Source organism: Nitrosospira multiformis, from assembly GCF_900110185.1.
Lineage (GTDB): Bacteria > Pseudomonadota > Gammaproteobacteria > Burkholderiales > Nitrosomonadaceae > Nitrosospira > Nitrosospira multiformis_A.
This window is the reverse complement of the sequence record NZ_FOCT01000007.1, coordinates 51,168-76,208: the sequence shown is the minus strand read 5'-3', so window position 1 is coordinate 76,208 and position 25,041 is coordinate 51,168. Positions and strand designations below refer to the sequence as shown.

Annotated in this window: 19 protein-coding genes; 9 read left to right on the top strand and 10 right to left on the bottom strand. The window is 54.0% G+C overall.

Features of this window, described 5'->3' with window-relative positions; translation table 11 throughout:
* Positions 1-60: 60 nt before the first annotated feature.
* Both BMY01_RS09530 and BMY01_RS09525 read left to right on the top strand, forming a co-directional pair.
* Positions 61-1,296 (top strand): efflux RND transporter periplasmic adaptor subunit, encoded by a 1,236-nt coding sequence (locus tag BMY01_RS09530; RefSeq protein WP_074746604.1) that lies wholly within the window; start codon positions 61-63, stop codon positions 1,294-1,296.
* Complete coding sequence (locus tag BMY01_RS09525; RefSeq protein WP_074746602.1) at positions 1,293-4,466, top strand: multidrug efflux RND transporter permease subunit; 3,174 nt, start codon at positions 1,293-1,295, stop codon at positions 4,464-4,466. Before BMY01_RS09530 ends, BMY01_RS09525 begins: the two co-directional genes overlap by 4 nt.
* Positions 4,467-4,518: 52 nt before the next feature.
* Here the strand turns inward: BMY01_RS09525 and BMY01_RS09520 are convergent, their stop codons facing one another.
* Entirely contained in the window at positions 4,519-5,448 is a 930-nt protein-coding gene (locus tag BMY01_RS09520) for a LysR family transcriptional regulator (RefSeq protein ID WP_074746600.1), read from the bottom strand.
* A 142-nt stretch (positions 5,449-5,590) separates the two neighbouring features.
* On the opposite strand from BMY01_RS09520, the gene BMY01_RS09515 reads away from it, so the two are divergent.
* The 3 genes from BMY01_RS09515 (at position 5,591) to cbbX (ending at position 8,661) form a co-directional block, all read left to right on the top strand.
* On the top strand, positions 5,591-7,060 hold the full coding sequence (locus BMY01_RS09515; protein ID WP_074746598.1) for a ribulose-bisphosphate carboxylase large subunit: 1,470 nt from the start codon (positions 5,591-5,593) through the stop codon (positions 7,058-7,060).
* 23 nt (positions 7,061-7,083) lie between these two features.
* Positions 7,084-7,518 (top strand): ribulose bisphosphate carboxylase small subunit, encoded by a 435-nt coding sequence (locus tag BMY01_RS09510; protein WP_074746596.1) that lies wholly within the window; start codon positions 7,084-7,086, stop codon positions 7,516-7,518.
* 180 nt (positions 7,519-7,698) lie between these two features.
* Positions 7,699-8,661: a CbbX protein gene (gene cbbX / locus BMY01_RS09505; RefSeq protein WP_074746593.1), complete on the top strand. Its 963-nt coding sequence runs from the start codon at positions 7,699-7,701 to the stop codon at positions 8,659-8,661.
* Between the two features lie 114 nt (positions 8,662-8,775).
* On the opposite strand, the gene BMY01_RS09500 is transcribed toward cbbX, so the two are convergent.
* A complete protein-coding gene (locus BMY01_RS09500) occupies positions 8,776-9,030 on the bottom strand; it encodes a hypothetical protein (RefSeq protein ID WP_139176841.1) in 255 nt (84 codons plus the stop codon).
* Positions 9,031-9,079: 49 nt separating this feature from the next.
* Here BMY01_RS09500 and BMY01_RS09495 point away from each other — a divergent pair, with 49 nt between their 5' ends.
* Positions 9,080-10,900, top strand: coding sequence for an ABCB family ABC transporter ATP-binding protein/permease (locus tag BMY01_RS09495; protein WP_074746588.1), 1,821 nt, complete (start codon positions 9,080-9,082; stop codon positions 10,898-10,900).
* Positions 10,901-11,032: 132 nt separating this feature from the next.
* Positions 11,033-11,902 carry an archaetidylserine decarboxylase gene (gene asd, locus BMY01_RS09490; protein ID WP_074746586.1) on the top strand — a complete coding sequence of 290 codons (870 nt, stop codon included), beginning with the start codon at positions 11,033-11,035 and terminating at the stop codon, positions 11,900-11,902.
* A 225-nt stretch (positions 11,903-12,127) separates the two neighbouring features.
* Here asd and galU read toward each other — a convergent pair whose 3' ends face one another.
* The 8 genes from galU to BMY01_RS09445 form a co-directional block, all read right to left on the bottom strand.
* Positions 12,128-13,162 (bottom strand): UTP--glucose-1-phosphate uridylyltransferase GalU, encoded by a 1,035-nt coding sequence (gene galU, locus BMY01_RS09485; RefSeq protein ID WP_074746584.1) that lies wholly within the window; start codon positions 13,160-13,162, stop codon positions 12,128-12,130.
* Between the two features lie 102 nt (positions 13,163-13,264).
* Positions 13,265-14,809 carry a cytochrome B6 gene (locus BMY01_RS09480; protein ID WP_074746582.1) on the bottom strand — a complete coding sequence of 515 codons (1,545 nt, stop codon included), beginning with the start codon at positions 14,807-14,809 and terminating at the stop codon, positions 13,265-13,267.
* Between the two features lie 208 nt (positions 14,810-15,017).
* A complete protein-coding gene (locus BMY01_RS09475; protein WP_074746580.1) occupies positions 15,018-15,797 on the bottom strand; it encodes a Crp/Fnr family transcriptional regulator in 780 nt (259 codons plus the stop codon).
* Positions 15,798-16,180: 383 nt separating this feature from the next.
* Complete coding sequence (locus BMY01_RS09470) at positions 16,181-16,585, bottom strand: DUF4870 family protein (RefSeq protein ID WP_074746578.1); 405 nt, start codon at positions 16,583-16,585, stop codon at positions 16,181-16,183.
* Between the two features lie 190 nt (positions 16,586-16,775).
* Complete coding sequence (locus BMY01_RS09465) at positions 16,776-17,564, bottom strand: MlaA family lipoprotein (RefSeq protein WP_254772686.1); 789 nt, start codon at positions 17,562-17,564, stop codon at positions 16,776-16,778.
* A 691-nt stretch (positions 17,565-18,255) separates the two neighbouring features.
* On the bottom strand, positions 18,256-19,413 hold the full coding sequence (locus BMY01_RS09455) for a cysteine desulfurase family protein (protein WP_074746574.1): 1,158 nt from the start codon (positions 19,411-19,413) through the stop codon (positions 18,256-18,258).
* A gap of 64 nt (positions 19,414-19,477) precedes the next feature.
* The gene (iscR, locus tag BMY01_RS09450; RefSeq protein WP_074746572.1) at positions 19,478-19,951 is read right to left on the bottom strand and encodes a Fe-S cluster assembly transcriptional regulator IscR; all 474 of its coding nucleotides are present in this window, start codon (positions 19,949-19,951) and stop codon (positions 19,478-19,480) included.
* 296 nt (positions 19,952-20,247) lie between these two features.
* The gene (locus BMY01_RS09445; protein WP_254772685.1) at positions 20,248-21,075 is read right to left on the bottom strand and encodes an RNA methyltransferase; all 828 of its coding nucleotides are present in this window, start codon (positions 21,073-21,075) and stop codon (positions 20,248-20,250) included.
* 229 nt (positions 21,076-21,304) lie between these two features.
* Here BMY01_RS09445 and BMY01_RS09440 point away from each other — a divergent pair, with 229 nt between their 5' ends.
* Positions 21,305-22,126 (top strand): inositol monophosphatase family protein, encoded by an 822-nt coding sequence (locus BMY01_RS09440; protein ID WP_074746570.1) that lies wholly within the window; start codon positions 21,305-21,307, stop codon positions 22,124-22,126.
* Positions 22,127-22,250: 124 nt separating this feature from the next.
* Positions 22,251-24,947, top strand: a complete 2,697-nt coding sequence (locus BMY01_RS09435; protein WP_074746567.1) for an MGH1-like glycoside hydrolase domain-containing protein — start codon at positions 22,251-22,253, stop codon at positions 24,945-24,947.
* Positions 24,948-25,041 lie beyond the last annotated feature (94 nt).

Here is a 25,041-nt window from a genome sequence, read left to right as displayed (position 1 = left end):
TCACTTAACCAGGGGATCGCTACTCCTCGGTTTTCAGGGCAGCCCGCAGGAGACGCGTACATGAATCTGTCCCACCCATCGTCCCCTTTCAATCGCCCATCTGCCGCCGCTGTCATCGCTATAGGCGCAGCCCTTATCCTGACCTCTTTCTCCGGCTGCAAAAAAACGCCGCCTGTTCCGGCCCCAGCTGTCCCCGAAGTGGAAGTAATTACCGTCACCACGCAGACTGTTCCCGACGAGCCTGAGTTTATTGGGCAAACCCAGGCTTTTCGTCCCGTCGAGATTCGCCCGCAGGTGACGGGAATAATCAAGAAAGTTTTTTTTACCGAGGGGACGAATGTCAAGAAGGGCAACAAGCTTTACCTGATCGATCCGGTGCCCTTCGAGGCGGCCTATTTCAGCGGAAAGGCGAGAGTCGCGCAGGCCCAGGCCCGCCTCGTTCAGGCAGAGCAGGAAGAGGCGCGCGTAAAACCCTTGCTGGAGGAACAGGCTGTCAGCCGCAAGAGTGTCGATGATGCAGTCGCGGAAACGCTGGCAGCCAAAGCAGGACTGGAGGCGGCGCAAAGCGACCTGATCAGGGCAAAATTCGATCTGGACAATACGATCATCACAGCCCCGGTCAACGGACGGATAGGACGCAGCCATTTCTATGAGGGGCGCCTGGTATCCGCCCAGACAACTCTGCTGACCACCATCGACCAACTCGATCCCATGTACGTCAATGTCAATGTTCCCGAGAGCTATCTTCTCAGAAGGCGGCGTGAGCTGGCGGAGAAGAAAGTGCAAAGGCCGGATATTTTCCAGTTACGGGGAGTGATCACCTTTTCCGATGGGAGCGTGTATCCGGAGGAAGGCGTGCTCGATTTCTCCGACGTATCCATACGACCGGAAACTGGTACGCTGGAGGGAAGATTCACGTTTCCGAATCCGGAGGGAAGCTTTTCTCCCGGGCAATCCTATTTTTATCCAGGGCAATTTGTTCATGTCCGTGTCAAGGGTTATATCCGGACAGATGCGATCCTGGTTCCGCAACGGGCTGTGCAACTGGGACCCCAGGGTTCCTTCGTCTATGTCGTCGATGCCGAGAGCAAGGCGCAGTCTCGACCCGTCACGGCGAGTTCCTGGCATGGCAAGGACTGGTTGATCGAAAACGGTCTTCGCCCAGGCGAGCAAGTGGTCGTGGAAGGATTACACCGGATCCAGCCTGGAAACCCGGTGAAGGCCATACCGTACAAGGAGGATCATCCCACGAGTCACGGCGAGCCCGAGAGTGAAACAGGCCGGAAATCGTCATGAACTCCCGCTTTTTTATTGATCGTCCAATTTTCGCCTCCGTCCTATCCATCATTATTGTCGTGGTGGGGCTCGTTGCGCTGAGAAGCCTGCCGATCGCGCAGTTTCCGCAAATCACACCCCCCATGGTGCAGATCGACGCCGATTACCCGGGAGCGAGCGCGGAAGTTGTTGCGGAATCTGTCGCCCGCCCAATCGAGGTCCAGCTTCCTGGGATCGATAATCTTCTTTATTACGAATCCACCAGCACGAACGATGGGCATATGACCATGAAGCTCACGTTCGAGATCGGAACAGACGTGGATATCGCGCAGGTGCAGACGCAGAATCGGCAACGCCTTGCCGAACCGCAACTTCCGGATGAAGTCGTGCGCCAGGGTATAACCGTGAAAAAAACATCGCCTGATCTTTTGGCGGTCATTGCCCTGAGTTCTTCCGATCCGCGGCACGATACCATTTACCTCTCGAATTATGCCCTGCTGCGGGTTCTTGACAACGTCAAGCGTCTTCCGGGCGTAGGGGATGCCATTATCTTCGGTAGCCAGAATTACTCCATGCGGCTAATCCTGGATCCGGTCCGCATGGCGCAACTGGACCTCACCCCCACCGATATCGCGGCGGTGGTACGCGAGCAGAACCGGGATTTTCCCGCTGGCAGGGTAGGACGGGAGCCTTCGCCGAAGGGAACGGAGCTTACCATCCCGGTCATTACCCAGGGCCGCATGAGCGAAGTGAAGGAATTCGAGGATATGATCGTAAGGGCGTATCCCGATGGTTCCATGGTGCGAATGCGGGATGTAGCGAGAGTGGAATTGGGTGCGCAATCGTATGATCTCGAAGGAAGATGGAACGGAAAGCCCAATACCTTTCTTCTGACCTTTCTTGCCCCCGGCGCCAACGCGCTCGATACGGTTCACCGGGTGCGCCAGGAAATGGACAAGCTTGCGCGCAGTTTCCCAGCCGGTGTCTCCTACGACATACCCTATGACACTACTATATTCATCGATGTTTCCATCAAGGAAGTCCTGAAGACGCTGGTCGAAGCAACGCTCCTTGTCATACTGGTCGTTTTTGTTTTTCTGCAAAGCTGGAGGGCAACGATCATTCCAGCGGTCGCGGTTCCTATTTCACTGATCGGAACCCTGGCCGGGATGGCAGCGCTTGGGTTTTCAATCAATACCCTGACTCTGTTCGGCATGGTGCTTGCCATCGGGATCGTGGTGGATGATGCGATCGTCGTAGTGGAAAATGTCGAGCGACATATGCGGGAGGGGTTAGCGCCCAAAGAGGCGGCCAGGATCGCCATGGATGAAGTAGCGGGCCCCGTCATTGCCATCGTCCTGGTGCTGGGCGCGGTGTTTGTTCCAGTCGCTTTTCTGGGTGGAATCACGGGCGAATTATATAAACAGTTTGCAATTACCATTGCCCTGTCCGTTGCGTTATCGGGCTTCGTCGCGCTTACCCTGAGCCCCGCGCTCTGTGCGCTTATTCTCAAACCGGGACATGGTGAGCCCGCAAAGTACTGGAAGCTGTTCAACCGGTCGTTTGACTGGATGCAGGCACGCTATACAACCGGCGTTGGAATGGTATTGAAACGCTCCCTAATCGCCCTTTGCGTTTTCGCCGTGCTGGTATTCGTCCTCATTGGCCTGTTCAGAACGATCCCCGGCAGTTTTCTCCCGGAAGAAGATCAGGGTTATTTCATTACCGTTGTCCAGTTGCCGGACGGAGCCTCCAAGGAACGCACGATAGACGTATTGCGCAAGATCGAACAATACTTCCTGTCGATTCCCGCGATACACTCAACGGATGCGCTGGCTGGGCAAAACTTCGTGTTCGGCACGCGGGGGGCGAATCAGGCGACGATGTTCGTCCCGCTGCAGTCATGGGACACGCGCAAGAGTGATGACGCACATGTCAGCGGCCTTATCGCATCCGCCTTCCAGGAGTTTGCCAAGATACCGGAAGCACTGATTCTTGCCTTCAATGCCCCATCCATCAGAGGTCTGGGTTCCACTGGAGGTTTTTCCCTACAAGTGCAGGATCCGAGCGGGGGCGATTTCAAAGAGTTTGCCGAGATTACCCAGAAATTCGTCGCCAAGGCTGTGGAACATCCTGCTATCGCTGCTGCCAGCACCAATTTTCGCGTAAGCGCCCCCCGGCTTTACGCCCGCGTTGACCGGGAACGGGCCAAAGCTCTGGGCGTGCCGATTTCCGAAGTCTTCGACAGCATGCAGGCTTATTTCGGCAACCTTTATGTCAACGACTTCGTGAAATATGGCCGCATCTATCGTGTCCAGACGGAAGCACTGCCTGAGTACCGATCAAGGCCGGAGGATATCGAGAAAATTTACGTGCGTGCGCGGAACGACAAGGGCCACGTCATGATTCCACTGAATTCGGTGATCACCACCGAATTCACCAGTGGACCCGACCCCGTCACCCACTTCAACGGATTCAATTCCGCACTCGTGCTGGGCGGTGCTGCCCCCGGCTATAGTTCGGGGCAAGCCCTCGATGCGCTGGAACAGATCGCAGATGAGATATTGACGCCAAAAGGTTATACGATCGACTGGAGCGGAATATCCTTTCAGGAACGCCAGGCAGGAGGGAAATCGGTTCTGGTATTCGCCTTCGCCTTGCTCATGGTCTTTCTGGTGCTGGCCGCCCTCTACGAGAGCTGGTCAGTTCCGCTCGCAGTGATTCTTGCAATCCCGTTCGGAATTTTAGGCGCATTACTGGCTATCTGGGTTCGTGAATTGACCAACGACATCTATTTCCAGATCGGGCTGGTGACATTGATCGGATTGTCCGCGAAGAATGCGATCCTGATTGTGGAATTCGCCAATCAGCGATATGCAAACGGAGAGCCTCTGCTCGATGCGGCGATGGAGGCCGCACGGCTTCGTTTCCGTCCCATTATCATGACCTCCATGGCTTTTATCCTGGGTGTGTTTCCGCTGGTGATCGCTTCCGGCGCGGGTGCCGCCAGCCGGAATTCCATCGGAACGGGTGTTTTCGGGGGAATGCTGGCTGCGACCTTTCTTGCCATCTTTTTCGTACCTCTCTTTTTCGTAGTGATAAGAAAAATGACATATCGGCGCAGGCAGCCAGAAGTTGGAGCGTCCCCTACCACGTCGGGTAACCCTCCTTCCACCGTCGAAAACGAGTGAACACGCGAACCGGCATATTGGAATATATGCACCGGCAGTCTTCGTTTTTGAATCAGGCTTCGGCTTCGGTCGCCCTATTGTGCGACATCAATCCGCGGGCCTCTTTCAGCAGAAATTCCTTGAATGCCTGCGCAACGCTGGAGAGCCGCTTGTGCTTTCGATGAACGATATGCCAGTAGCGCATGATGGGAAAATCCTCGACGTCGAGAATCTTCAGTCGTTTTGTTTCCAGTTCCAGTTCCACCGTGTGCAGCGAGGTGATGCCCAGACCCATACCCGCCTGGACGGCCTGTTTGACCGCCTCGCTGGTGTCCGTTTCCATTCCCTTGCTGAGCGAAATATGGTGCGATGCGAAAAAACGCTCCATCGCGCCGCGTGTACCGGAACCCGGCTCTCGTACCAGGAATGTTTCCTGCTCCAGCCGCTTGACGGGAATCTTCCGCATTCTGCACAACGGATGATCCGGCGCCGCAATGACCACCAGAGGATTCTCCATGAAAGATTCGGCCGCAATATCCAGGTCTTCAGGCGGTTGACCCATGATGGCCAGATCGATCACATTGTCGGACAATTGCTTGAGAACGGTTTCGCGATTGGAAACATTGAGGCTGACGGTAATGTCCGGGTAGCGCTGACAGAACTTGGCCAACAGATGCGGGGCAAAATAGTTGGCGGTACTGACCACTGAAATATTGAGCCTGCCTCGTTCCAGTCCTTTCAGTTCATCGAGGGCCAGCTCCATATCTGACAGTTGCTGAGAGATGGCCCGACTGTAATGATAAAGTTCGCGCCCCGCATCGGTCAGGTAGATTTTTTTGCCCATCTGCTCAAACAACGGAAGTTCAACGGTGTCTTCCAGCTGCTTGATCTGCATGGAAACTGCCGGCTGGGTAAGATGTAGACTCTCTGCCGCACGGGAAAAACTCAGATGACGGGCAACCGATTCAAAAACCTTTAATTGCCGCAGCGTGATATGCAGCATCTTGCCTCATGGTTCCTGGAAGAGTAAAAACATATAAGTAAAATTTTATCATAACAATCAAAACACGTGACTGTTATTTATAGTAATATCCATTACAATTCTTTTCGTAGCACCTTTATCTACCCTTATGAGGAGAACTGCCATGAGTGAAGCAATCACCGGCGCCGAGCGATACAAATCCGGCGTAATCCCCTACAAGAAAATGGGTTACTGGGAGCCTGACTATGTGCCCAAGGATACCGACATTATCGCCATGTTCCGTATCACGCCCCAAGCAGGAGTGGAACCCGAGGAAGCTGCAGCGGCTGTAGCTGGTGAATCTTCCACCGCGACCTGGACGGTTGTATGGACCGACCGGCTGACCGCGTGCGAATTGTATCGCGCGAAAGCCTATCGTACCGACCCCGTGCCCAATACTGGCGAAGGCACCAAGACGGAACAGCAGTATTTCGCCTATATCGCCTATGATCTCGATTTGTTCGAGCCGGGCTCCATTGCCAACCTGACGGCCTCCATCATCGGCAACGTGTTCGGTTTCAAGGCTGTGAAAGCGTTGCGTCTGGAAGACATGCGTATTCCGGTCGCTTATCTGAAGACTTTCCAGGGTCCCGCAACCGGTATCATCGTGGAGCGCGAGCGTCTCGACAAATTCGGCCGGCCGCTGCTCGGCGCCACCACCAAGCCGAAACTGGGTCTTTCCGGCCGCAACTATGGCCGCGTGGTATACGAAGGACTCAAGGGTGGTCTCGACTTCATGAAAGATGACGAGAACATCAACTCACAACCCTTCATGCACTGGCGCGACCGCTTCCTGTACTGTATGGAAGCAGTCAACAAGGCTTCTGCCGCCACCGGCGAAGTCAAGGGCCACTACCTGAACGTCACCGCGGGCACTATGGAAGAGATGTACGAGCGCGCGGAATTCGCCAAGTCGCTCGGTTCTGTCATCATCATGATCGACCTCGTGATCGGTTACACCGCCATTCAGTCGATGGCGAAGTGGGCACGCAAGAACGACATGATTCTGCACCTGCACCGCGCCGGCAACTCCACCTACTCCCGCCAGAAGAACCATGGCATGAATTTCCGTGTCATCTGCAAGTGGATGCGGATGGCCGGGGTAGACCATATCCATGCGGGCACTGTCGTGGGCAAACTGGAAGGCGATCCGCTCATGATCAAGGGCTTCTACGACACCCTGCGCGACCGTCATACACCGGTAAGCCTGGAGCATGGACTGTTCTTCGAGCAGGACTGGGCTTCGCTGAACAAGGTCATGCCAGTTGCTTCGGGCGGTATCCACGCCGGCCAGATGCACCAGTTGCTGGATTACCTCGGCGAAGACGTGATACTGCAGTTTGGTGGCGGCACCATCGGACACCCGCAGGGCATTCAGGCTGGCGCTGTCGCCAACCGCGTGGCGCTGGAGGCAATGATCATGGCGCGCAACGAGGGTCGCGACTATGTGAAGGAAGGCCCCCAGATTCTGGAAGAAGCCGCCAAGTGGTGCACGCCGCTCAAGCTGGCGCTGGATACATGGAAGGACATCACCTTCAACTACGAGTCCACCGACACCGCCGACTTCGTGCCGAGCGAAACGGCCAGCGTTTAATCGTATCAAGGAGAAACCATATTATGATGACCAATTTTCAAAACCGTCTCACGCAAGGGCAATTTTCTTTTCTGCCCCCGCTGACGGACAAGCAGATTTCGGCGCAGATCAAATACGCGCTGAAAAACAACTGGGCCATCGGGATTGAATATACCGATGACCCGCATCCCCGCAACACGTATTGGGAAATGTTCGGCAACCCGATGTTCGACCTGAAGGACCCCGCAGGTATCCTGCAGGAGATCAACGATTGCCGCAAGACCTATCCGAACCACTACATCCGTGTCACGGCTTTCGACTCGTCGCGCGGTGTGGAAAGCCCGGCGATGTCCTACATCGTCAACCGGCCGAAGAACGAGCCTGGTTTTGGCCTGGTGCGTCAGGAAGTGGATGGCCGGCAAGTCCGCTATACCATCCATTCCTACGCAACGGAAAAACCGGAAGCCGAGCGGTACTGATGACTTCCTCCCCTTCCCCAGAAGGGGAGAGCCAATTTCGGACAAGACGGCGGGCGCTTTAACCGGCCCGCTGCCTCAACCGATCTGATTTCCCTGATAATTCCATGTAAGGCCACTTTCCGGTAAACCAATAACCGAGGTACGGGTCCTAATATTTTATTTCCTTTTGGTGGATCAAACGTGACAACACAACTGAAAGAAATTCCCTCTTCCGATACCGGTTCCATCGATCTGGAAGCCGAGTTTCAAGCATCCAACATCAAGGAAGTACTGGATAAGCTTGATCGCGAGCTGATCGGTTTGAAACCGGTGAAAACCCGCATCCGCGAAACCGCCGCCCTGTTGCTGGTGGACCGTGTCCGCAAGAAACTGGATCTCACTGCCGGTGCGCCCAGCCTGCACATGTCGTTCACCGGCAATCCGGGCACCGGAAAAACCACGGTGGCGCAGCGTATGTCCGAGATCCTGCACCGCCTGGGCTATGTGCGTGAAGGGCATCTTGTTTCCGTTACCCGCGACGATCTGGTAGGTCAATATATCGGTCATACTGCCCCCAAGACCAAGGAAGTTATAAAAAAGGCCATGGGCGGCGTGCTGTTCATCGACGAGGCCTATTACCTCTACAAACCCGAGAATGAACGCGATTATGGGGCTGAGTCGATCGAAATCCTGCTGCAGGTGATGGAAAACAACCGGGAGGATTTGGTTGTCATCCTTGCCGGTTACAAGGACCGCATGGACAAATTCTTCCGCAGCAATCCCGGCATGCGATCGCGGATAGCTCACCACATCGATTTTCCCGACTATTCTCCGGATGAACTGGTGGCTATCGCCAAGCTTATGCTGGCATCACAGAATTACCGTTTCAGTGCAGAAGCGGAAAAGGCTTTTGGCGAATACATCCGCTTGAGGATGAAAATGGAGCATTTTGCCAATGCACGTTCCGTACGCAATGCCCTCGATCGCGCAAGACTGCGTCAAGCCAACCGTTTGTTCGAAGGAGCAAAGAAAAACCTGTCACGCACCGATCTGATCACCATCGAAGCGGAGGATATCCGGGCAAGCCGTGTATTCCTGGAAGGCGCTGTTGATCTGGATGGAGATGAAGGCGCAAGCCGGGAATTATCCGAAGAATCGACATAAGCTGCTTCCATGGGTCAGCAGGTATTGCAATACCTGCCAACTTACCGTTGCAGCATCCATCGAACAAGGCGCCCGATTGGGCGCCTTTTTTATCAGCTTATCTGAACCCTGCTCCTACCTGATCCGGTATTTCACCAAACCGGCCTCGAGAATTATAGAAAGTGGTATGAACACGGGTATTTGCTCAACCAGCGCTGAAATCCGGTTTGTATCATCGGCCTTCACGCGCGCCGAAAAGTGTTTTGCAGCATCTTTGCGTCTCTGCTTCGCGCTAATATAGGCCTTGAGGCCTGGCCCCTGCCTTGCAGGATACACAATCCATTCTCGAAACACCCCGCCATTATCCCGTGATCCGGCGATATCAACCAAGGGCGCGTTATACTCCTTCTGAACTACCGTCATTACCTGGAATTCAACGATGCGCCCTACCCGTCTGGAAAAGCCGCCCACTAACCGGAACGACTGGAAGACCATCCGTACGCTGCTGCCCTACTTATGGGAATTTAAAGGCAGGGTAATGGCGGCAGTGGCATTGATGTTCATGGCCAAGCTTGCCAATGTGGCAATACCGCTGGTACTGAAGGAAATTATCGACGCGCTTGACCGTCCCCGCGCCCTGCTGGTCTTGCCGGTTCTGTTGCTGTTAGCGTATGGCCTCCTGCGTTTCTGCAGCACACTCTTCGGAGAGTTGCGTGATGCCGTGTTCGCCAAGGTAACCCAGCGCGCCATTCGCCGCGTCGCAATCAAGGTGTTCAGCCATTTGCATGCGCTGTCGCTGCGCTTTCACCTGCAAAGGCAGACGGGAGGAATGTCGCGGGATATTGAGCGGGGAACCCGCGGTATTTCGTTTCTCCTCAATTTCATGCTGTTCAACATCCTCCCGACTCTGCTGGAAATCAGTCTGGTTGCGATCATCCTTATCTCCGGGTACAGCATCTGGTTTTCCGTGATCATCCTTGGCACGCTGGCGGCCTACATTGCGCTCACGCTCATCGTGACCGAGTGGCGAATGATTTTTCGGAGAACCATGAATGACATGGATTCAAAAGCCAACACTCAGGCGATTGATAGCCTTCTGAACTACGAAACAGTCAAGTATTTCGGCAATGAATCCTGGGAAGCGCGGCGCTACGACGAGCACATGCAAAAATGGGAAATTGCGGCGGTTCGTAACCAGACTTCTTTGGCCGTACTCAACTCGGGACAGAGCGCCATCATAGCAATAGGAATAACTGCCCTGCTGTGGCTTGCCGCCGACGGCGTGATTCAGGGTTCCATGTCGTTGGGAGACCTGGTGCTCGTCAATGCTTACATGCTCCAACTCTATATGCCACTGCATTTTCTTGGATTCGTTTACCGGGAAATCAAGCATTCTCTGGCGGACATGGAAAAGATGTTCAATTTACTGGCGGAGAATGAAGAGATCCAGGATAAACCAAGTGCAGCAATCCTTATTGCCGGAAACGCACCCGTACGCTTCGAAGCGGTAAATTTCAGTTATGAACCGAACCGCCAGATTCTGTTTGATGTCAGCTTCGATATTCCCGCAGGCTCCAGCGTCGCAGTGGTGGGTCATAGTGGATCAGGCAAGTCCACCCTCGCACGGTTACTCTTTCGCTTTTACGATGTCAGCAGCGGGCGCATCCTGATAAATGGACAGGATATCAGGGATGTTTCCCAGAGCAGCCTGAGAGCGGCGATAGGTATCGTTCCGCAAGACAGCGTCCTGTTCAACGATACCATTTATTACAATATTTCCTACGGCAACCCTGAGGCGAGCCCGGAAGAGGTATTTGAAGCCGCAAGATCCGCTCATCTTCATGATTTCATCGAGAGTCTGCCGGACAAGTACCAGACGGTCGTGGGGGAAAGAGGGCTGAAACTTTCCGGCGGTGAAAAGCAGCGGGTAGCGATAGCTCGTGCGGTCTTGAAAAATCCCGGAATCCTTATCTTCGATGAGGCCACCTCTGCTCTGGATTCAAAGTCGGAAAAAAGCATTCAGGGGGAGATGCGCCGTATCGCTGCCACTCGCACCACGCTGACGATTGCCCACCGTTTATCCACTATCGTCGATTCCGATCAGATTCTGGTGATGGATCATGGTCGCATCGTCGAGCGCGGTACTCACCGGGAACTCCTGTCGATGAATGGGGCCTATACTTATATGTGGGAACTGCAGCAACAGGAAGAACAAACCAGACTTCAACTTGTAAGCGGCGGCCTGGGACACAGGCTATAATAGGAGATTCGCATCCAGGGCGGAAAGGATATTGTGACATCTGGTTGACGCGAATCTGGAGTAAAAATCGACTCACGAAGATTGATCGCTTAATACACTATAATAGCCTCTATTTCTATCTCAAAAATTGCCATGCAGACAGCTTCTCTTTCTGTATTTCCTCAGTACTTATTGCCTAAACATGCGCTGACACTGCTGGCTGGACGTATTGCCAATGCCGATGCCGGCAATCTCACCACGCTTCTTATCCGCTGGTTTGTTTGGCGCTACGGGGTGAATATGAATGAAGCGGTTAACCCGGATATTCGCAGCTATCGAACCTTCAACGAGTTTTTTACCCGCCCGCTGCTTCTGGAAAGCCGTCCGATATCTGACGCGGATTATGTTTGTCCAGCCGACGGTGTCGTAAGCCAGCTCGGTGTCATTTCCGGCGACCAGATATTTCAAGCCAAGGGACATAATTATTCCACTGTCGCCCTGCTGGGAGGGGATACCCGGCTGGCGGAAAAATTCTATGGGGGCAACTTTGCCACACTGTATCTGAGCCCGAGGGATTATCACCGGGTCCACATGCTTGTAGATGCACGTGTGAGCCGAATGATCTATGTTCCGGGAGATCTATTCTCCGTGAACGCGAAAACGGTCCGCGGCGTCCCGGGGTTGTTTGCCCGCAACGAGCGGGTGATTTGCATATTTGAATCGGAATTCGGACCATTTGCTTTAGTGCTGGTGGGCGCCACTATTGTCGGAAGTGTGGCCACCGTATGGCATGGAGTGGTCAACCCGCGAGACTCGGAAGGGACGCGCGATGTGCGCGAGTGGCGGTATGATTCCACGGACCTGGTGCTCAAAAAAGGGGATGAAATGGGGAGATTCCAATTGGGATCCACAGTGGTAATGTTATTCCCGAAAAACGAAATAGTGTTTAATCCCACTTGGGCTCCCGGCCGCACCATACGGTTCGGGGAAACGATGGCGGCCAAAGCTGATCCAGTCAAATAAAGAGAAAAGAGAAGAACGTTCCTCATTTCCCTCGTGCTCTCAGAGACGGGAGGCAGGTTGCAGGCGGGCTGAAAGAAGTGCTCTAAGAAGATACAGGAAGTGATGAGCCTCCTTGATCTCTATGGCGACCTGCACGACTTGAAATGAACTGACCGAGCCACGAATAGGCTCGGTCAGCCTTTAACTGAAGAATATAAAGAGACCATCACCCCATCAGGCGATCCATCATGCCTGAGCCGCCTTCAATACGGGTTCGTCCGTAACGGTTGCAGCGGGCTCCGAATAATATTGAACCTTCTGGGCAAGCTCCTGCCCTACCCTTAATAACGTTTCCCTGAATTCCTCCGCCACTTCCGGATGCTGTAAACCATAGGCAATGGTTGCTTCCAGGAAGCCTGCCTTGCTGCCGCAATCATAATGCTTCCCCTGATAACGATAGGCCAGGACAGATTCCATCTTGAGAAGACGGGAGATCCCGTCAGTAAGCTGAATTTCCCCTCCTGTTCCCGGGTCGAGATTGCTGATGCAGTCAAAGATGGCGGGTGACAGAACGTAACGACCTACGATAGCCATCGTGGATGGCGCAGCTTCAGGAGAAGGCTTTTCCACTACCCCTCTGATTTTCAGCGTATCGCTCTCTGCATCTGCATCAAAAGCATCCACAATTCCATACCGCCGCGTCTGTTCGCGAGTAACCTGGCGCACCGCTATGAGGCTGCTTTGGACTTGTTCATACTGGGACACCATCTGTGCGAGCACAGGAGGAGCTCCATCGATCAAATCGTCCGGAAGCAGTACGGCAAACGGTTCGTTGCCCACGAGATGTCGTGCGCAGTAAATTGCATGCCCCAAACCCCGCGGCTCCTCCTGCCGGACAAAGCTGAAATGAACGCCACCTGGCGTCAACTGTCGTAGCATTTTCAGCGAAGCGTGTTTTCCCTGCGAGGCCAATTCGCTTTCCAGTTCCACGGCCCGGTGCAGATGATCTTCAATGGCGCGCTTGCTCCGATGGGTAATGAAAATGATTTCTTCGATACCTGCCGCAGCCGCTTCTTCCACCGCATACTGGATCAACGGCTTGTCCACAATAGGCAGCATTTCTTTGGCCACTGCCTTGGTCGCGGGCAGGAAGCGGGTGCCAAGTCCGGCTACGGGAAACACAGCCTTGCGCACCGCTCGCGGGGATTTGCGAACAGCGGGTCCAGCAGTCAACGGAAGCACATCTTTTCGGTTCATTACAGGTGTGGCAGTAATGCTCATGAGTGATCTCCCCTAAAACTTCATTTATATCATCTATATATATACACTGATGACGTTACAAAAGTGCGAAACTCGAAAGATATGCTCCCTTGGGAGCATCAATTACAGTTGGCGCATATACGCGACCAGGTCGGCCTTCTCCTCATCCGTGAGCTTGAGCCCCAGTACCAGATTGAAAAACTCGACTGTATCTTCAAGGGTCAGCAAACGGCCATCATGCAGGTAAGGGGGACTGTCCTTGATACCCCGCAGTGTGAAAGTCTTTATCGGTCCATCCCCCGGTTCATTCAGGAAGCGTTCGAGCTTCAGATCATGCATCTGATGATCCAGGAATGTGGGAGGCTGGTGGCAGCTTGCGCATTGCCCCTTTCCGAAGAAGAGTTTCTCCCCGCGCATTTCCTTTTCCGTGGCTTTGGCTGGATCAAGTCTTCCGTCACTCTTGAGTTTTGGCGCGGGCGGAAAATCGAACATGTTCTGAAGCTGTGCCATATGACTTACATGAATCCGGTCAAATACGGGAAAGCCTTTTTTCATTGCACGGATCGGATCGCCATTGAAATAAGCGGTACGGAATTCGAACTCTGTGAAGTCTTCCACTGAACGCAGGCTACGTTTCGAACCGTGTATCTGCTGGTTATACATACCGCGCAGGCTTACCGTGTCGAGACGGAATCGGCGTTCTTCCGGCCGGATATCGGGACTCAGATGAAATTGCCCTGTCGTGTGGCCGTTGATGTGGCAATCGAGGCACGTCACCCCCAGGCTCGGTTCGGTACTTTTACGATCGTCCGTCGGATTGAATTCTTCCTGAGGCAGTGGCGTGAGTAACATCTGCAACCCGTTGAGCTGGACGGGGGTCAAGATGTCCTTGAATAAACGATGAAAATTATTGATGGAAACCACCTCTCCGCGCGACACATCCCCTAACTCAGGCCGATTCTGGAGGAATATCGCTGGTGGAAACTCCGGCAAGAATGCTTCAGGTAAATCGAAATCGACATCAAACCTTTGCAGCCGAGGAAACATATCGATCTGCATTTGGGGAAACACTTGACCACCGGTGGATTGCTTGGGATGCGGAAGGGCTGGATACGGAAATGCGTTTTTGCTCTTTATCTCTTCAGGCGCCATTCCGGCGAGTCTTTGCCAAGTCATGCCCGACGATAGGCGTGCGGTGGGGCCCACTGCCAGCGGCTTTCCGCGCGACATTTTTGCCTCCTTATCCAGCCGAGGCTTCAAATCATATCGCCGCTGTAGCAATTCACGCTGCGTTTGCATTACCTTTGGGCGCTCAGCCACATCTGCTTTCATGATTTCCTCAAAAGTTTGCATCGGCTTTTTGGCGTTGAACGGATCCCGGGAAAAATCAAATCCCAGAACCTTTCCGTTGTCAGGCTGATTCCCAAAAGCTTGTGAGGAGGGCATTGCATTCTTTGCATCAAAAATATTGGAACGATCATGTTCGTCTTTTTTCTGCTCCGGCCGGGTGACAGAGACGCGGCGAGGTGTCTGGGCATCTTCAACCGCATCATGCGGAGCTTGATTTGCGGAATGCTTCGCACGATCGTCCTGACTCAAGGCGCCATTCATTCCCGCACTCAAGCTGAGGAATCCTGCACTCAGAATAAGGATATTCATATTTTTCATTGTCGATCTTCCTTTCTTGACTGCGGGCAGCACGCGCTTATTCCCGCATTCTCTTGTCCGGATTTCCCATATTCAGCTAAACGGTTGAAATACTGTCATGTCCAGGAAAACAACTCTGTTCGAAACCGCACACACGATCATGCGGCCAACCCAGGTCGGGGGGCAGTACTCAGTACTTCTGGCAGGAGGCGTCGGACAATGCCCTGGCTTACTCGGCTGACTGAAAAAACCGCTTGAATCTTGGAGGAGACAACTCGGAAGAATGGACAGCATGCGAAGCATAAAACGCTGCCAGACACTCGTATTCTTTTTTTACGACTTCATACTGCTCGCCCGCGCTTGCCTCCAGTTGCTGGCGGTCTGCAACTGCAAGATGTCCCCGGCGGCAGCGAATCGCACCGGCTGCCTGAAGCTTGTGCGCTGCAACCGTTACACTTTCGCGACGTACGCCCAGCATGATTCCCGCCTGCTCGTGGGTTATATGAAGCTCATTTCCCGGCAGACGATCCAGACTCATCAATAAAAGATAACTCAACTGCTGATCAACCGTATGGTACCGATTGGAAACGGCTACCTGTTCGGTTTGGACCATCAGAGCATGGGCAAAGCGCAGGACGAATTGCCTCAGTTCGTCGCCCAGCTCAAACTCATCCCTTACGAAGCTGGTTTTAATGCGATAACCCTTACCGGTGCTCAGCACCAGGACGCGAGCAGAATAGTTTTCGCCACCCAGCAGCGCCGAAACACCGACCAACCCCTCGTTTCCGATGAGTCCGGTTTGTGTACACGCTCCGCTTGCCGTCTCATACAGACGTGCAACTACAGAGTTTGTTGGGAAATACACATATTTGAAAGGAAGACCAGGCTCATAGATGACTTGACCGGCTGGCATGGGCACATGCTCAAGAAGAGGCAGCAAGCGGGTGTAGCTCCCGGGAGGCAGCGCTGCGAGAATCTTGTTCTGCTTGGGACTGTGCGGTGGAAGCATGATGAACTTCAATATAGGTCTGGCATCGGAAAATGTAGCCGGTACATGTCGCCCATAACGCTTGTCGTTTTACAGCAGTATTAGCAGATTCCTAGGCCGGAGCTTATTCCTTTACAACTCTGTCCCTCTCCGGGCATAAGAAAGTCTTCAATTTTCATTCTTCAATTTCAGGACATCTACCTCTGCTACCCAGAGAATCAGAATGCTAGATATTAGCGAGTGCAATTACCGAATTCTGTACGGTGGCACACATAAAACGTCCGAAGTCCTATTGAGAAGACCAGCAAAGAAAGATGACAGAAATGGAAACGAACCGGGCAAGGGGAAAGAACCGGACAGGCGAACACAAAAGCCGGGACGATTGGATTGGCTGAAGTATGCGCTTACATCGGCATGGGCCTGCCCTCCGTCAATGCAAGCCAGCCTCGAATGAGGCGGTACGCTACCCAGAGTCCCGTGCCCACGATGAGAATGTACGCAAGCACGATGCCGATGATGGTCGCAAACAATATGGCTGCAATTACCAGCCAAAGCAAGGTGTACCAGAAAGTGCGTATCTGCCAGCCGAAATGGGAATCAAGCCAGGTGCCGCGCACATCGCTCCGCTTCGCGTAGTTGAGAATCACAGCGATGATCGAGGGCCAGCCGGTAAGAAAGGCCGTAATGATGAATGCCGGTCCCAGGATTCCCATCAGGACGCTGAAACCATGCAACAGATAGACGAGATGAGTGAGATGAAGCAGTCCAGCAGAAACAGGACGTTCCATTCTTCGGTCGAACTCGCTCATGGTTGACGCTCCTCGCGCTTTTACGGGTAAGGAAGATGGGAGGACAATACATCCTGCTCAGCCTCACGTTTGCAGGATTGCAAGGGATACGCCACCGGAGCACTACTCCGTCAGGCAGAAAAACGTACGGCTCGCATGCCTCGAACTCATGCGCCATTCCGTTCGAATGCAACAGGCGACTAATAGGGCGCTATTTAACCGCAGGCTCCTCCTCCGCGGGATCGTCATAAATCTCGGGAGGGGGATTTCCGTCGTAAATTAAATGCTTGCGCTGCTGCAAGTAAGCGTCGCGTACGAACAGATAAGGCTCCAGTGCTGCTTCATCACGGATTTTCATCGGGCCGGACAACCTTGCCCGCTTGTCAATGACACCCAAAACGGAAAGCGGCACCGTGACGGGAGCACCGATCACATAAGTTCCGATATAGAAAAGGACATTCGTAAATAGAGCGACTGGATATGAGGCAACATCGCGATTGCTGCTAGGCCCAAGCAAGGGAACAAAAAGGTAAGTGTTTGCATTCACCCCCCACACCCCCAGTGTTTGTCCAAAATCTTCATCGTGCTGGGTGAAGCCCATGGAAGAAGCCGGATCAAAGAGCCCGGCGATACCAATGGTGGAATTGACGACGAAGCGCAAACCGTCACGAAATCCCTGGCGTACCTTGCCTTGTAGGAAATCATTCAGGACGACGTTCGGGTACTGGATATTGTCATAAAAATTCCCGACCGAGCGCTGCACCGGGACGGGGACGTGGTCAATATAAACCTCCGCCACCGGTTCAATGAGTTTCCGGTCGATCACGTCGGTAAAAGTGTAAAACTTGCGATTGATACCCTCAAATGGGTCGATCGGATCCGTATAGTCTGTGTTCTGATCGTTGGGCGCTGTCGATCCCTGCGTGCGGGTAGTAGCACATCCTGTGACGAGCATTGTGCCGGCAAGCAGCAAGAGGACAGTGATACGGTTATATGTCACGGATTTATTTTATGAATGAAAATGACAAAAAGGATACGGATCAATGAAACATGGCGAGGCATCTAACGCAAAGTATAAACATAAATCGTTCTGATGGCAGATAAAAAAGACGGGCCCGGGAATGGGCTGGAAGACCCTACAAAAAAATTTACGGAAGAGGCTACTGTCCGGAATAAAATTGGTGACAGAGGGTGCACGGGCAAAAGGCAGCCGTTTTGTAGCAGGAACAGAATCCCTTGAGCAAAACCTTGATCATCATTTCCGCGGAAGCGGAAATCCATCGATTTATCATATCATTGCATAAAAAATCGGGATGCCCGCTTTGGCAGGCATGACGACATCTTGACATGGGACAAGGTGCCGGAATTTCTCGCTCCGGTGTTCGGGGATGAGGAGTCCAGGATGTAATCCTGGAAGAACTGAAAGAAGGTGGCAAATAAAGTTTCGATCCGTTAAATCAGTGACAGAAATCTTTCAGGACCTTGGCTGCTAATTTCCAGCCAGCAGCAGGAAGAGAGTGGAAGTAGGAAGAGAAACGGATGGGGAAATACTGTGAGGAGAGATTCGTAAAAGCTTTTTAACGCTTTATACTCGATGCATCCAGCCACTCAAATGCGGACGATTTGTATAACCTCTTTAACCTCTACTAACCATGCGAGGGCTCTCTCCTCACGGGGATCAAGCGAAACAGTCAGATCGAAAGTGCGCTCATCTGCTCCAGTTCCCCCACGATAGCACTGAGAGCGCGAAGGAAATCAGCAACCTGCTCCGAAGAATTGGAGGCGCCCAGGCTTACCCGCACAGCGCAACGAGTCAAGGTGGGATCCACCCCCATCGCTTCCAGCACATGGCTTCGGCCGGGGTTGACGCTGGAACAGGCCGCGCCGCTTGCCACCGCGAAACCCGCCTTATCGAGACGTACTACCAGAGTATCTCCTTCGATACCCGGTAGCGCAAAATAGCAGGTGTTGGGCAGACGGGAAGCGCCGAGACCAAAAACAGTCCCGCCCATCTCCAGCAGGCCCCGCTCCAGTTGCTGGCGCAATGCCGAGATATGCGTGGTATGTTCCGCTATTCGTCTCTTGACTAACTCACAGGCCACGCCAAATCCCACAATTGCGGGAACGTTTTCGGTACCCGAACGCAATCCGCCTTCATGCCCCCCGCCGTAGATGAGAGGTTTGAGCAGGAGTCGCTTATCCATGATAAGCGCCGCGGCGCCCTTGGGACCGTAAATTTTGTGGGACGACAGTGTCAGGACATGTACATTGAGCGAGGCAAAATCGACAGGTATCTTGCCAAACGCCTGTACTGCGTCCGTGTGAATCCAGGCACCTCGCGCGCGGGCCTTCTCCGCCACCATCGAAACATCCTGAATCACGCCTGTTTCGTTGTTTGCCAGCATGACTGAAACCAGTCCCGACTGTTGATGCGACAGTGCCTCGTCAAGATCGGCCGGGTCCAGTCGTCCCTGATTATCGACTGCCAGCCGACGCAGATTCCAGCTTCCGCGCGAAGCACGCGCCAATTCCTGCGCAGTTTTCATCACGCAGGGATGCTCAATCGCGCTTATCGCAATCTGTCCCGGCTTCATGTAACCCGCGGCGCCCTGAATGAACAGGTTATTGGCTTCCGATCCGCCGCTGGTGAAAACCACCTGCGACGGCTGCACCCCCACTGCATCCGCCACCTGCTCCCGCGCGCGATCAACCGCCCGGCGAGCTGCAATGCCAGGAGCATGCCGGCTGGAGGGATTGCCGTACTCCTCCTGGAAATACGGCAACATGATATCAAGCGCGGTTTTATCGACAGCAGTCGTAGCGTTATGGTCGAAATAGGCGTAAGTCATCGCCCGGATCCTTCAAACTCGTCGAAATGGAAAATCGGACTTGAAACCACCAGGCTGCTACCGTTCAAGCAGGAACTGTACGATGTTGCGAGGAGGAGCAGACTCTCACATCCTGCAAGACAGCAATATCCTTCACCTTGGGATTTGATACGAGCTGCTCCAGTGTAACCAGCGCCAGGTAATCGCGTATCCGCGCATTCAGGTTCGCCCATAGATCGTGGGTCATGCAGCGCTGATCATTGTGGCAGTTTTCCTTGCCTCCGCATTGAGTGGCGTCGATAGGCTCATCCACGGCCAGAATAATGTCTACTACAGATACCTCGTTCATCGGTTTGGTCAGGTGGTAGCCACCGCCAGGGCCGCGCACACTGCCTACCAGCTTGCTGCGCCGCAGCTTTCCGAACAACTGCTCAAGATAAGACAATGAAATTTTCTGACGTTCACTGATACCCGCCAATGTAACCGGCCCGTCCGCGCTGTGCAACGCAAGATCGATCATTGCCGTTACTGCAAAACGGCCCTTGGTTGTTAACCGCATTTTCTGCTCCCGAATAGAAATTGACACTGAGTGAAACCACAAAATAATCGGCGACAAATCCCGCAGAGTTGCCGGAACAAAGCGTTCAGAACAAATCTTCCTGATTCAATTCAACGAAAGCGCCCGTCGCGCACCCATCCTGAATGCAGATGCTCCCTCCGAACGCCTTTCTCACGTAAACAATTCCAATACCCGACAACATTGATCAAGTATATAAATCCCCTTTGTCATGGTCAACTATTTTGTCCGGCTACTTTCGTTTAAACCTGACTGCCGTCAACTCTTCCCGTCATCATTCAATTTCGTTCGCATCCGGGAGCATCAGAGGTATCAGGAACATCAGGGGCATCAGGAGTAAGCGGGAAAGCAGCAGCCTTCGCCTGCATCCGCTTCTCACAGGCGCTCAGTATCCCTCGTAATATATTGAGCTCCTCCTTTTCCAGCCGCGCGCGGGCAAACAGCCTTCGCATGCGCTGCATCAGCCGTTTCGGCTCCTGTGGATCGAGAAAACCGCTACTGATCGCGACTTGCTCCAGGTGGGCGTAAAGCAACTCGATTTCATCGAACGTGGCCGCCATCCCGCCGCCACGCAGGGTCGACGAAGCAGGCGTGGTTTCCACCAAACCCATGCAGGCCGTGCGTAATTCGTACGCCATGACCTGCACAGCGCTGGCAAGATTGAGAGATGAATATTCCGGGTTGGCTGGAATATGGATGATAATCTGGCACTTGCTGACTTCAAGCGTGGTAAGTCCGGACATTTCCGTACCGAACACCAGCGCAACGAAATCCTTTTGCGCAAGATCGAGCAGTTTGGCCGCACCCTGCCGGCCATCAAAAACTTCATGGGAGAGATCGCGTTGTCGGGCCGTTACTGCCGCTGCCAGAACAGTACCGCTGAGCGCTTCATCGAGCGTGTCGCAGACTTTTGCCTTATGGAGAATATCCAATGCGCCGGTGGCCCGTCTTTCAGCTTCCTTGTCAGGGAAAAACCTGGGATTCACAAGATAGAGCGAATCCAGCCCCATGGTCTTCATTGCCCGGGCCGCTCCCCCGATGTTACCGGGATGGGTGGTATGGCTCAGGATAATTCGGACTTTATCGAGCAGATGGAGGGGATTCACACTTAATCCGGATAGCCCATCAAAGACTCCACTAGAGATGGCCTCCTGAGGCTGTGCGAGCGTAGCAGTCAGTTTGTAGCCATTTCACCGCCCGCTCGGATTCATGGAGCAGGCTGCGGGTTTTTCCCGATTGATAGAATCGTCTCGCCACCTGCCCCGTCATCATCTCGCGTCCTGATGGATTATCTGGGTTAAAATCCACGATTCACTTTATTTTGAATTCCGACAAATGCATCCCATGCTCACCATCGCGGTAAGGGCCGCGCGCCGCGCAGGCAGCATCATCAATCGTGCTGCACAGAACCTGGATTTACTGAATGTCTCGCGCAAGGCGCACAACGATTTTGTCAGCGAAGTAGACGGCGCCGCAGAAGACGCGGTTATCGAGACGCTGCTCGATGCCTATCCCAGCCATTCCATTCTAGCAGAAGAAAGCGGCGCTCAAGGTGATCCTAGCAAGTCTGAATATCAGTGGATCATCGACCCCCTGGACGGTACCACCAATTTTCTTCATGGTTTCCCGCATTACTCGGTTTCGATCGCATTGATGCATAAAAGCGTTTTGTCGCAGGCAGTGGTCTACAACCCGGCCGCCAACGAATTATTCACCGCAAGCCGGGGAGCAGGCGCCTATCTAAATGACCATCGCTTGCGCGTGAGCAAGCGCAGCAAGCTTGGCGACTGCCTGATCGGCACAGGCTTCCCGTTTCGCGAATTCACGCATGCCGAGGCCTATCTTGCCATGTTCAAGGATATCATGCCCCGGGTGGCGGGGATCCGACGCCCCGGTTCCGCCGCCCTCGACCTCGCCTACGTCGCGGCAGGACGATACGATGGCTTCTGGGAGTTTGGGCTGTCAGCCTGGGATATGGCGGCTGGCTGCCTGCTCATTACCGAGGCGGGCGGACTGGTGGGAGACATGGAAGGCAACGATACCTATCTGCAAAGCGGCAATGTGGTTGCGGGTAATCCGAAAGTCTTCGGCCAACTGTTGCAGGTTATTGCCCCGCACCTGACACCGGAACTGAAGACGACTCAAGGCGCGGGATGATGCGTGCGGGGACGTCCGTGAAAAGACGGAAGCAGTAATCTCCGTTTTCCTGGGGCGACCCGTCGCTGTCAATCCTGGCAGGCAGCCCGAGGAAGGTGTGTGAAACAACCGGAGAAATAACATCATGTCCATCTCCCCGGATGCCGAACGGCAGCGATTGGAAAACCAGCGGCAAGGCCGGGAAGCCTGGCGTCTATGGGGACCTTACCTCTCAGAACGCGCATGGGGCACCGTGCGGGAGGACTACGGTCCGGATGGAACGCCCTGGGAATATTTCGACCATGACCAGGCACGTTCGCGTGCTTACCGCTGGAATGAGGACGGGCTGGGCGGTATCTCGGACGAAGCGCAGCATCTCTGTTTTTCACTGGCGCTCTGGAACGGCAAGGATGCCATCCTCAAGGAGCGCGCCTTCGGTCTCACCGGACACCAGGGTAATCGGGGAGAAGATGTAAAGGAATGCTATTTCTACCTCGACGCAACGCCTTCTCACGCGTGGCTTCATTACCTCTATAAATACCCGCAATCCCCATTCCCCTATACGCAGCTGATCGAGGAAAATGCCCGGCGTTCGCGTGGGGAGTCACCGTTCAACCTGATTGACAGCGGCGCTTTCTCGGAAGACCAGTATTGGGATGTGGAAGTCTTCTACGCCAAGGCGTCCCCTCATGAACTGCACATCCGTATAGTTGCGAGCAACCGTGGGAAAGAGGAAGCTTTACTGTGGCTGCTGCCGCAATTGTGGTTTCGCAATTACTGGTCCTGGTCCGGAAAAGATGAGGTAAAACCTCTCCTGCACGCCATCTCCGCGCCCCAGAATGCTGCCTGGGCGGTGATGGCAGAGCATCCCGCACTGCGACACTACTATCTCTATGGCCGACAGCAAGCCGATCTTCTCTATACGGAGAATGAAACCAACAATACCAGGTTATGGGGAGTACCCACTGCCGGACCTTATGTCAAAGATGCCTTTCACCGTTATCTCGTGCAGGGTGAGCAATCCGCTGTAAATCCCACGAAAAAGGGAACAAAATTCGGCGCAGCGCATAAACTCGCAATCCCGCCCGGCAAGACAGGCATGATCGAGCTAGTGCTCACGGCGGAGCCCTATCTTCAGCCATTCGAAAATCAGGACAGGATTTTTGCGCAGCGCCGCGCCGAAGCAGATGCTTTTTTCCACACGTTCCTGACAGACGAGGCGCCCGCCGAGGATCAGCGCATCCTGCGGCAAGCACTGGCGGGCATGATATGGACCAAGCAGTTCTATCACTACGACGTCTCCGACTGGCTGAAAGGGGACCAGGCAACACCGCCCGCATCAAGGCAGCAGGTGCGCAACCACGCGTGGCCCCACCTCAAGGCGAGCCATGTCATTTCCATGCCGGACACGTGGGAGTATCCCTGGTTTGCCGCCTGGGACCTCGCATTTCACTGCGCGACGCTGGCGCTCATCGACGTGGATTTTGCCAAGGAACAGATCGAACTGCTGCTGAATGAAAACTACCTGCATCCCAACGGGCAAATCCCCGCATATGAATGGACATTTAGCGATGCGAATCCGCCGGTGCAAGCAATGGGCGCGCTCAAGGTATTCCGGGCCGAGCGGGTGCAGCGCGGCAGGGGTGATATCGGTTTCCTCAAACGCGTGCTGCACAAGCTTTTGCTGAATCATACCTGGTGGATCAATCTCAAGGATTCAACAGGCACGAATGTATTCGAGGGAGGATTCCTCGGACTGGACAATATCTCGGTATACAATCGCTCCGAGCCGCTCCCGCCAGGTTACACACTCAAACAGGCTGATGCGACCGGCTGGATGGCGATGTTTTCCCTGCAATTGACTGTCATGGCACTGGAAATTGCGGTGGAAGACGCAGCCTATGAGAATATCGCTGTCCAATCCTATAGCCAGTTCCTGGCAATTGCCAATACGATTGCCGGACATACCGGAGCGGGCGTTTCCCTGTGGGACGACACCGACGGCTTCTTCAAGGATCTCGTCGTAGAGCCGGATGGAAGCACGCACCGCATCGACGTTTTCTCCTGGGTGGGCATCATTCCGCTGTTTGCGTGTGAGGTCGTGGATGCTCGGCTGCTTGCAAACTGCAAACGTTTCACCGCACTGCTATGGGAACACAAGGGCGGCATGTTCGATGGGAGCGTAATATGCGCCTGCCCCATCGATACCAACGAGCGGGGTGAGCATCTGCTCTCCCTGGTGACCCCTGCGATGTTCGTCAAGATATTGCCCCGGATTTTTGATGAAGAAGAGTTCTTTTCACCCCATGGGGTGCGCAGCGTCTCCAAGCGGCATGCCACGCAAGGGAGTCCTGGTCATATCCCGGGCATCGGCAATGCTGTCATCCGTTATGTTCCCGGCGAATCCGACTCCCCTCTTTTCGGCGGTAACTCGAACTGGCGTGGGCCGGTGTGGATGCAGACCAACTATCTGCTGATTCAGACTATCGAAAAGATGCACCGTTACCTGGGGGATGCCTTTACTTTTCCTGCGCCCTGCCTGAATCATTGCGAAATCGACCTCAAATCCGCTGCCAATACGCTGACGGAACGGCTGGTGGATATTTTCCGCCGTGATGAATCCGGCCTGATCCCGGCCTTCCCCGAAAAGAGTCCGCATCAGACCGATCCTCACTGGCGCGACCTGCTGCTGTTCCATGAGTATTTTCACGGTGAAACCGGGCAGGGTTTAGGCGCCGCTCACCAGACCGGCTGGACCGGCCTGGTAGCGAACCTGGTGATGCGGCGATGTCGGAAGGGGATTCCGGAGTTTTGGAAGCAACAGGGCTCGGCGAAGACTTAGTATGGTTAAATGGTTACTTCACAAAGAAATAAATGAATGTCTCAATCCAGTAAAGCAACTTTCAACCGATCCCACAGTATTTGAAGCGGTATTG

Excerpts from the sequence above, each read along its gene's own strand:
- BMY01_RS09440 (WP_074746570.1), top strand. The coding sequence starts at position 21,305 with ATGCATCCCATGCTCACCATCGCGGTAAGGGCCGCGCGCCGCGCAGGC.
- BMY01_RS09475 (WP_074746580.1), bottom strand. The coding sequence starts at position 15,797 with ATGCTTCCACCGCACAGTCCCAAGCAGAACAAGATTCTCGCAGCGCTG.
- BMY01_RS09480 (WP_074746582.1), bottom strand. The coding sequence starts at position 14,809 with ATGAAAAATATGAATATCCTTATTCTGAGTGCAGGATTCCTCAGCTTG.
- BMY01_RS09530 (WP_074746604.1), top strand. The coding sequence starts at position 61 with ATGAATCTGTCCCACCCATCGTCCCCTTTCAATCGCCCATCTGCCGCC.
- BMY01_RS09525 (WP_074746602.1), top strand. The coding sequence starts at position 1,293 with ATGAACTCCCGCTTTTTTATTGATCGTCCAATTTTCGCCTCCGTCCTA.
- iscR (WP_074746572.1), bottom strand. The coding sequence starts at position 19,951 with ATGCGGTTAACAACCAAGGGCCGTTTTGCAGTAACGGCAATGATCGAT.
- BMY01_RS09435 (WP_074746567.1), top strand. The coding sequence starts at position 22,251 with ATGTCCATCTCCCCGGATGCCGAACGGCAGCGATTGGAAAACCAGCGG.
- asd (WP_074746586.1), top strand. The coding sequence starts at position 11,033 with ATGCAGACAGCTTCTCTTTCTGTATTTCCTCAGTACTTATTGCCTAAA.
- BMY01_RS09455 (WP_074746574.1), bottom strand. The coding sequence starts at position 19,413 with ATGACTTACGCCTATTTCGACCATAACGCTACGACTGCTGTCGATAAA.
- BMY01_RS09515 (WP_074746598.1), top strand. The coding sequence starts at position 5,591 with ATGAGTGAAGCAATCACCGGCGCCGAGCGATACAAATCCGGCGTAATC.
- BMY01_RS09495 (WP_074746588.1), top strand. The coding sequence starts at position 9,080 with ATGCGCCCTACCCGTCTGGAAAAGCCGCCCACTAACCGGAACGACTGG.
- BMY01_RS09520 (WP_074746600.1), bottom strand. The coding sequence starts at position 5,448 with ATGCTGCATATCACGCTGCGGCAATTAAAGGTTTTTGAATCGGTTGCC.
- BMY01_RS09470 (WP_074746578.1), bottom strand. The coding sequence starts at position 16,585 with ATGAGCGAGTTCGACCGAAGAATGGAACGTCCTGTTTCTGCTGGACTG.
- galU (WP_074746584.1), bottom strand. The coding sequence starts at position 13,162 with ATGAGCATTACTGCCACACCTGTAATGAACCGAAAAGATGTGCTTCCG.
- BMY01_RS09510 (WP_074746596.1), top strand. The coding sequence starts at position 7,084 with ATGATGACCAATTTTCAAAACCGTCTCACGCAAGGGCAATTTTCTTTT.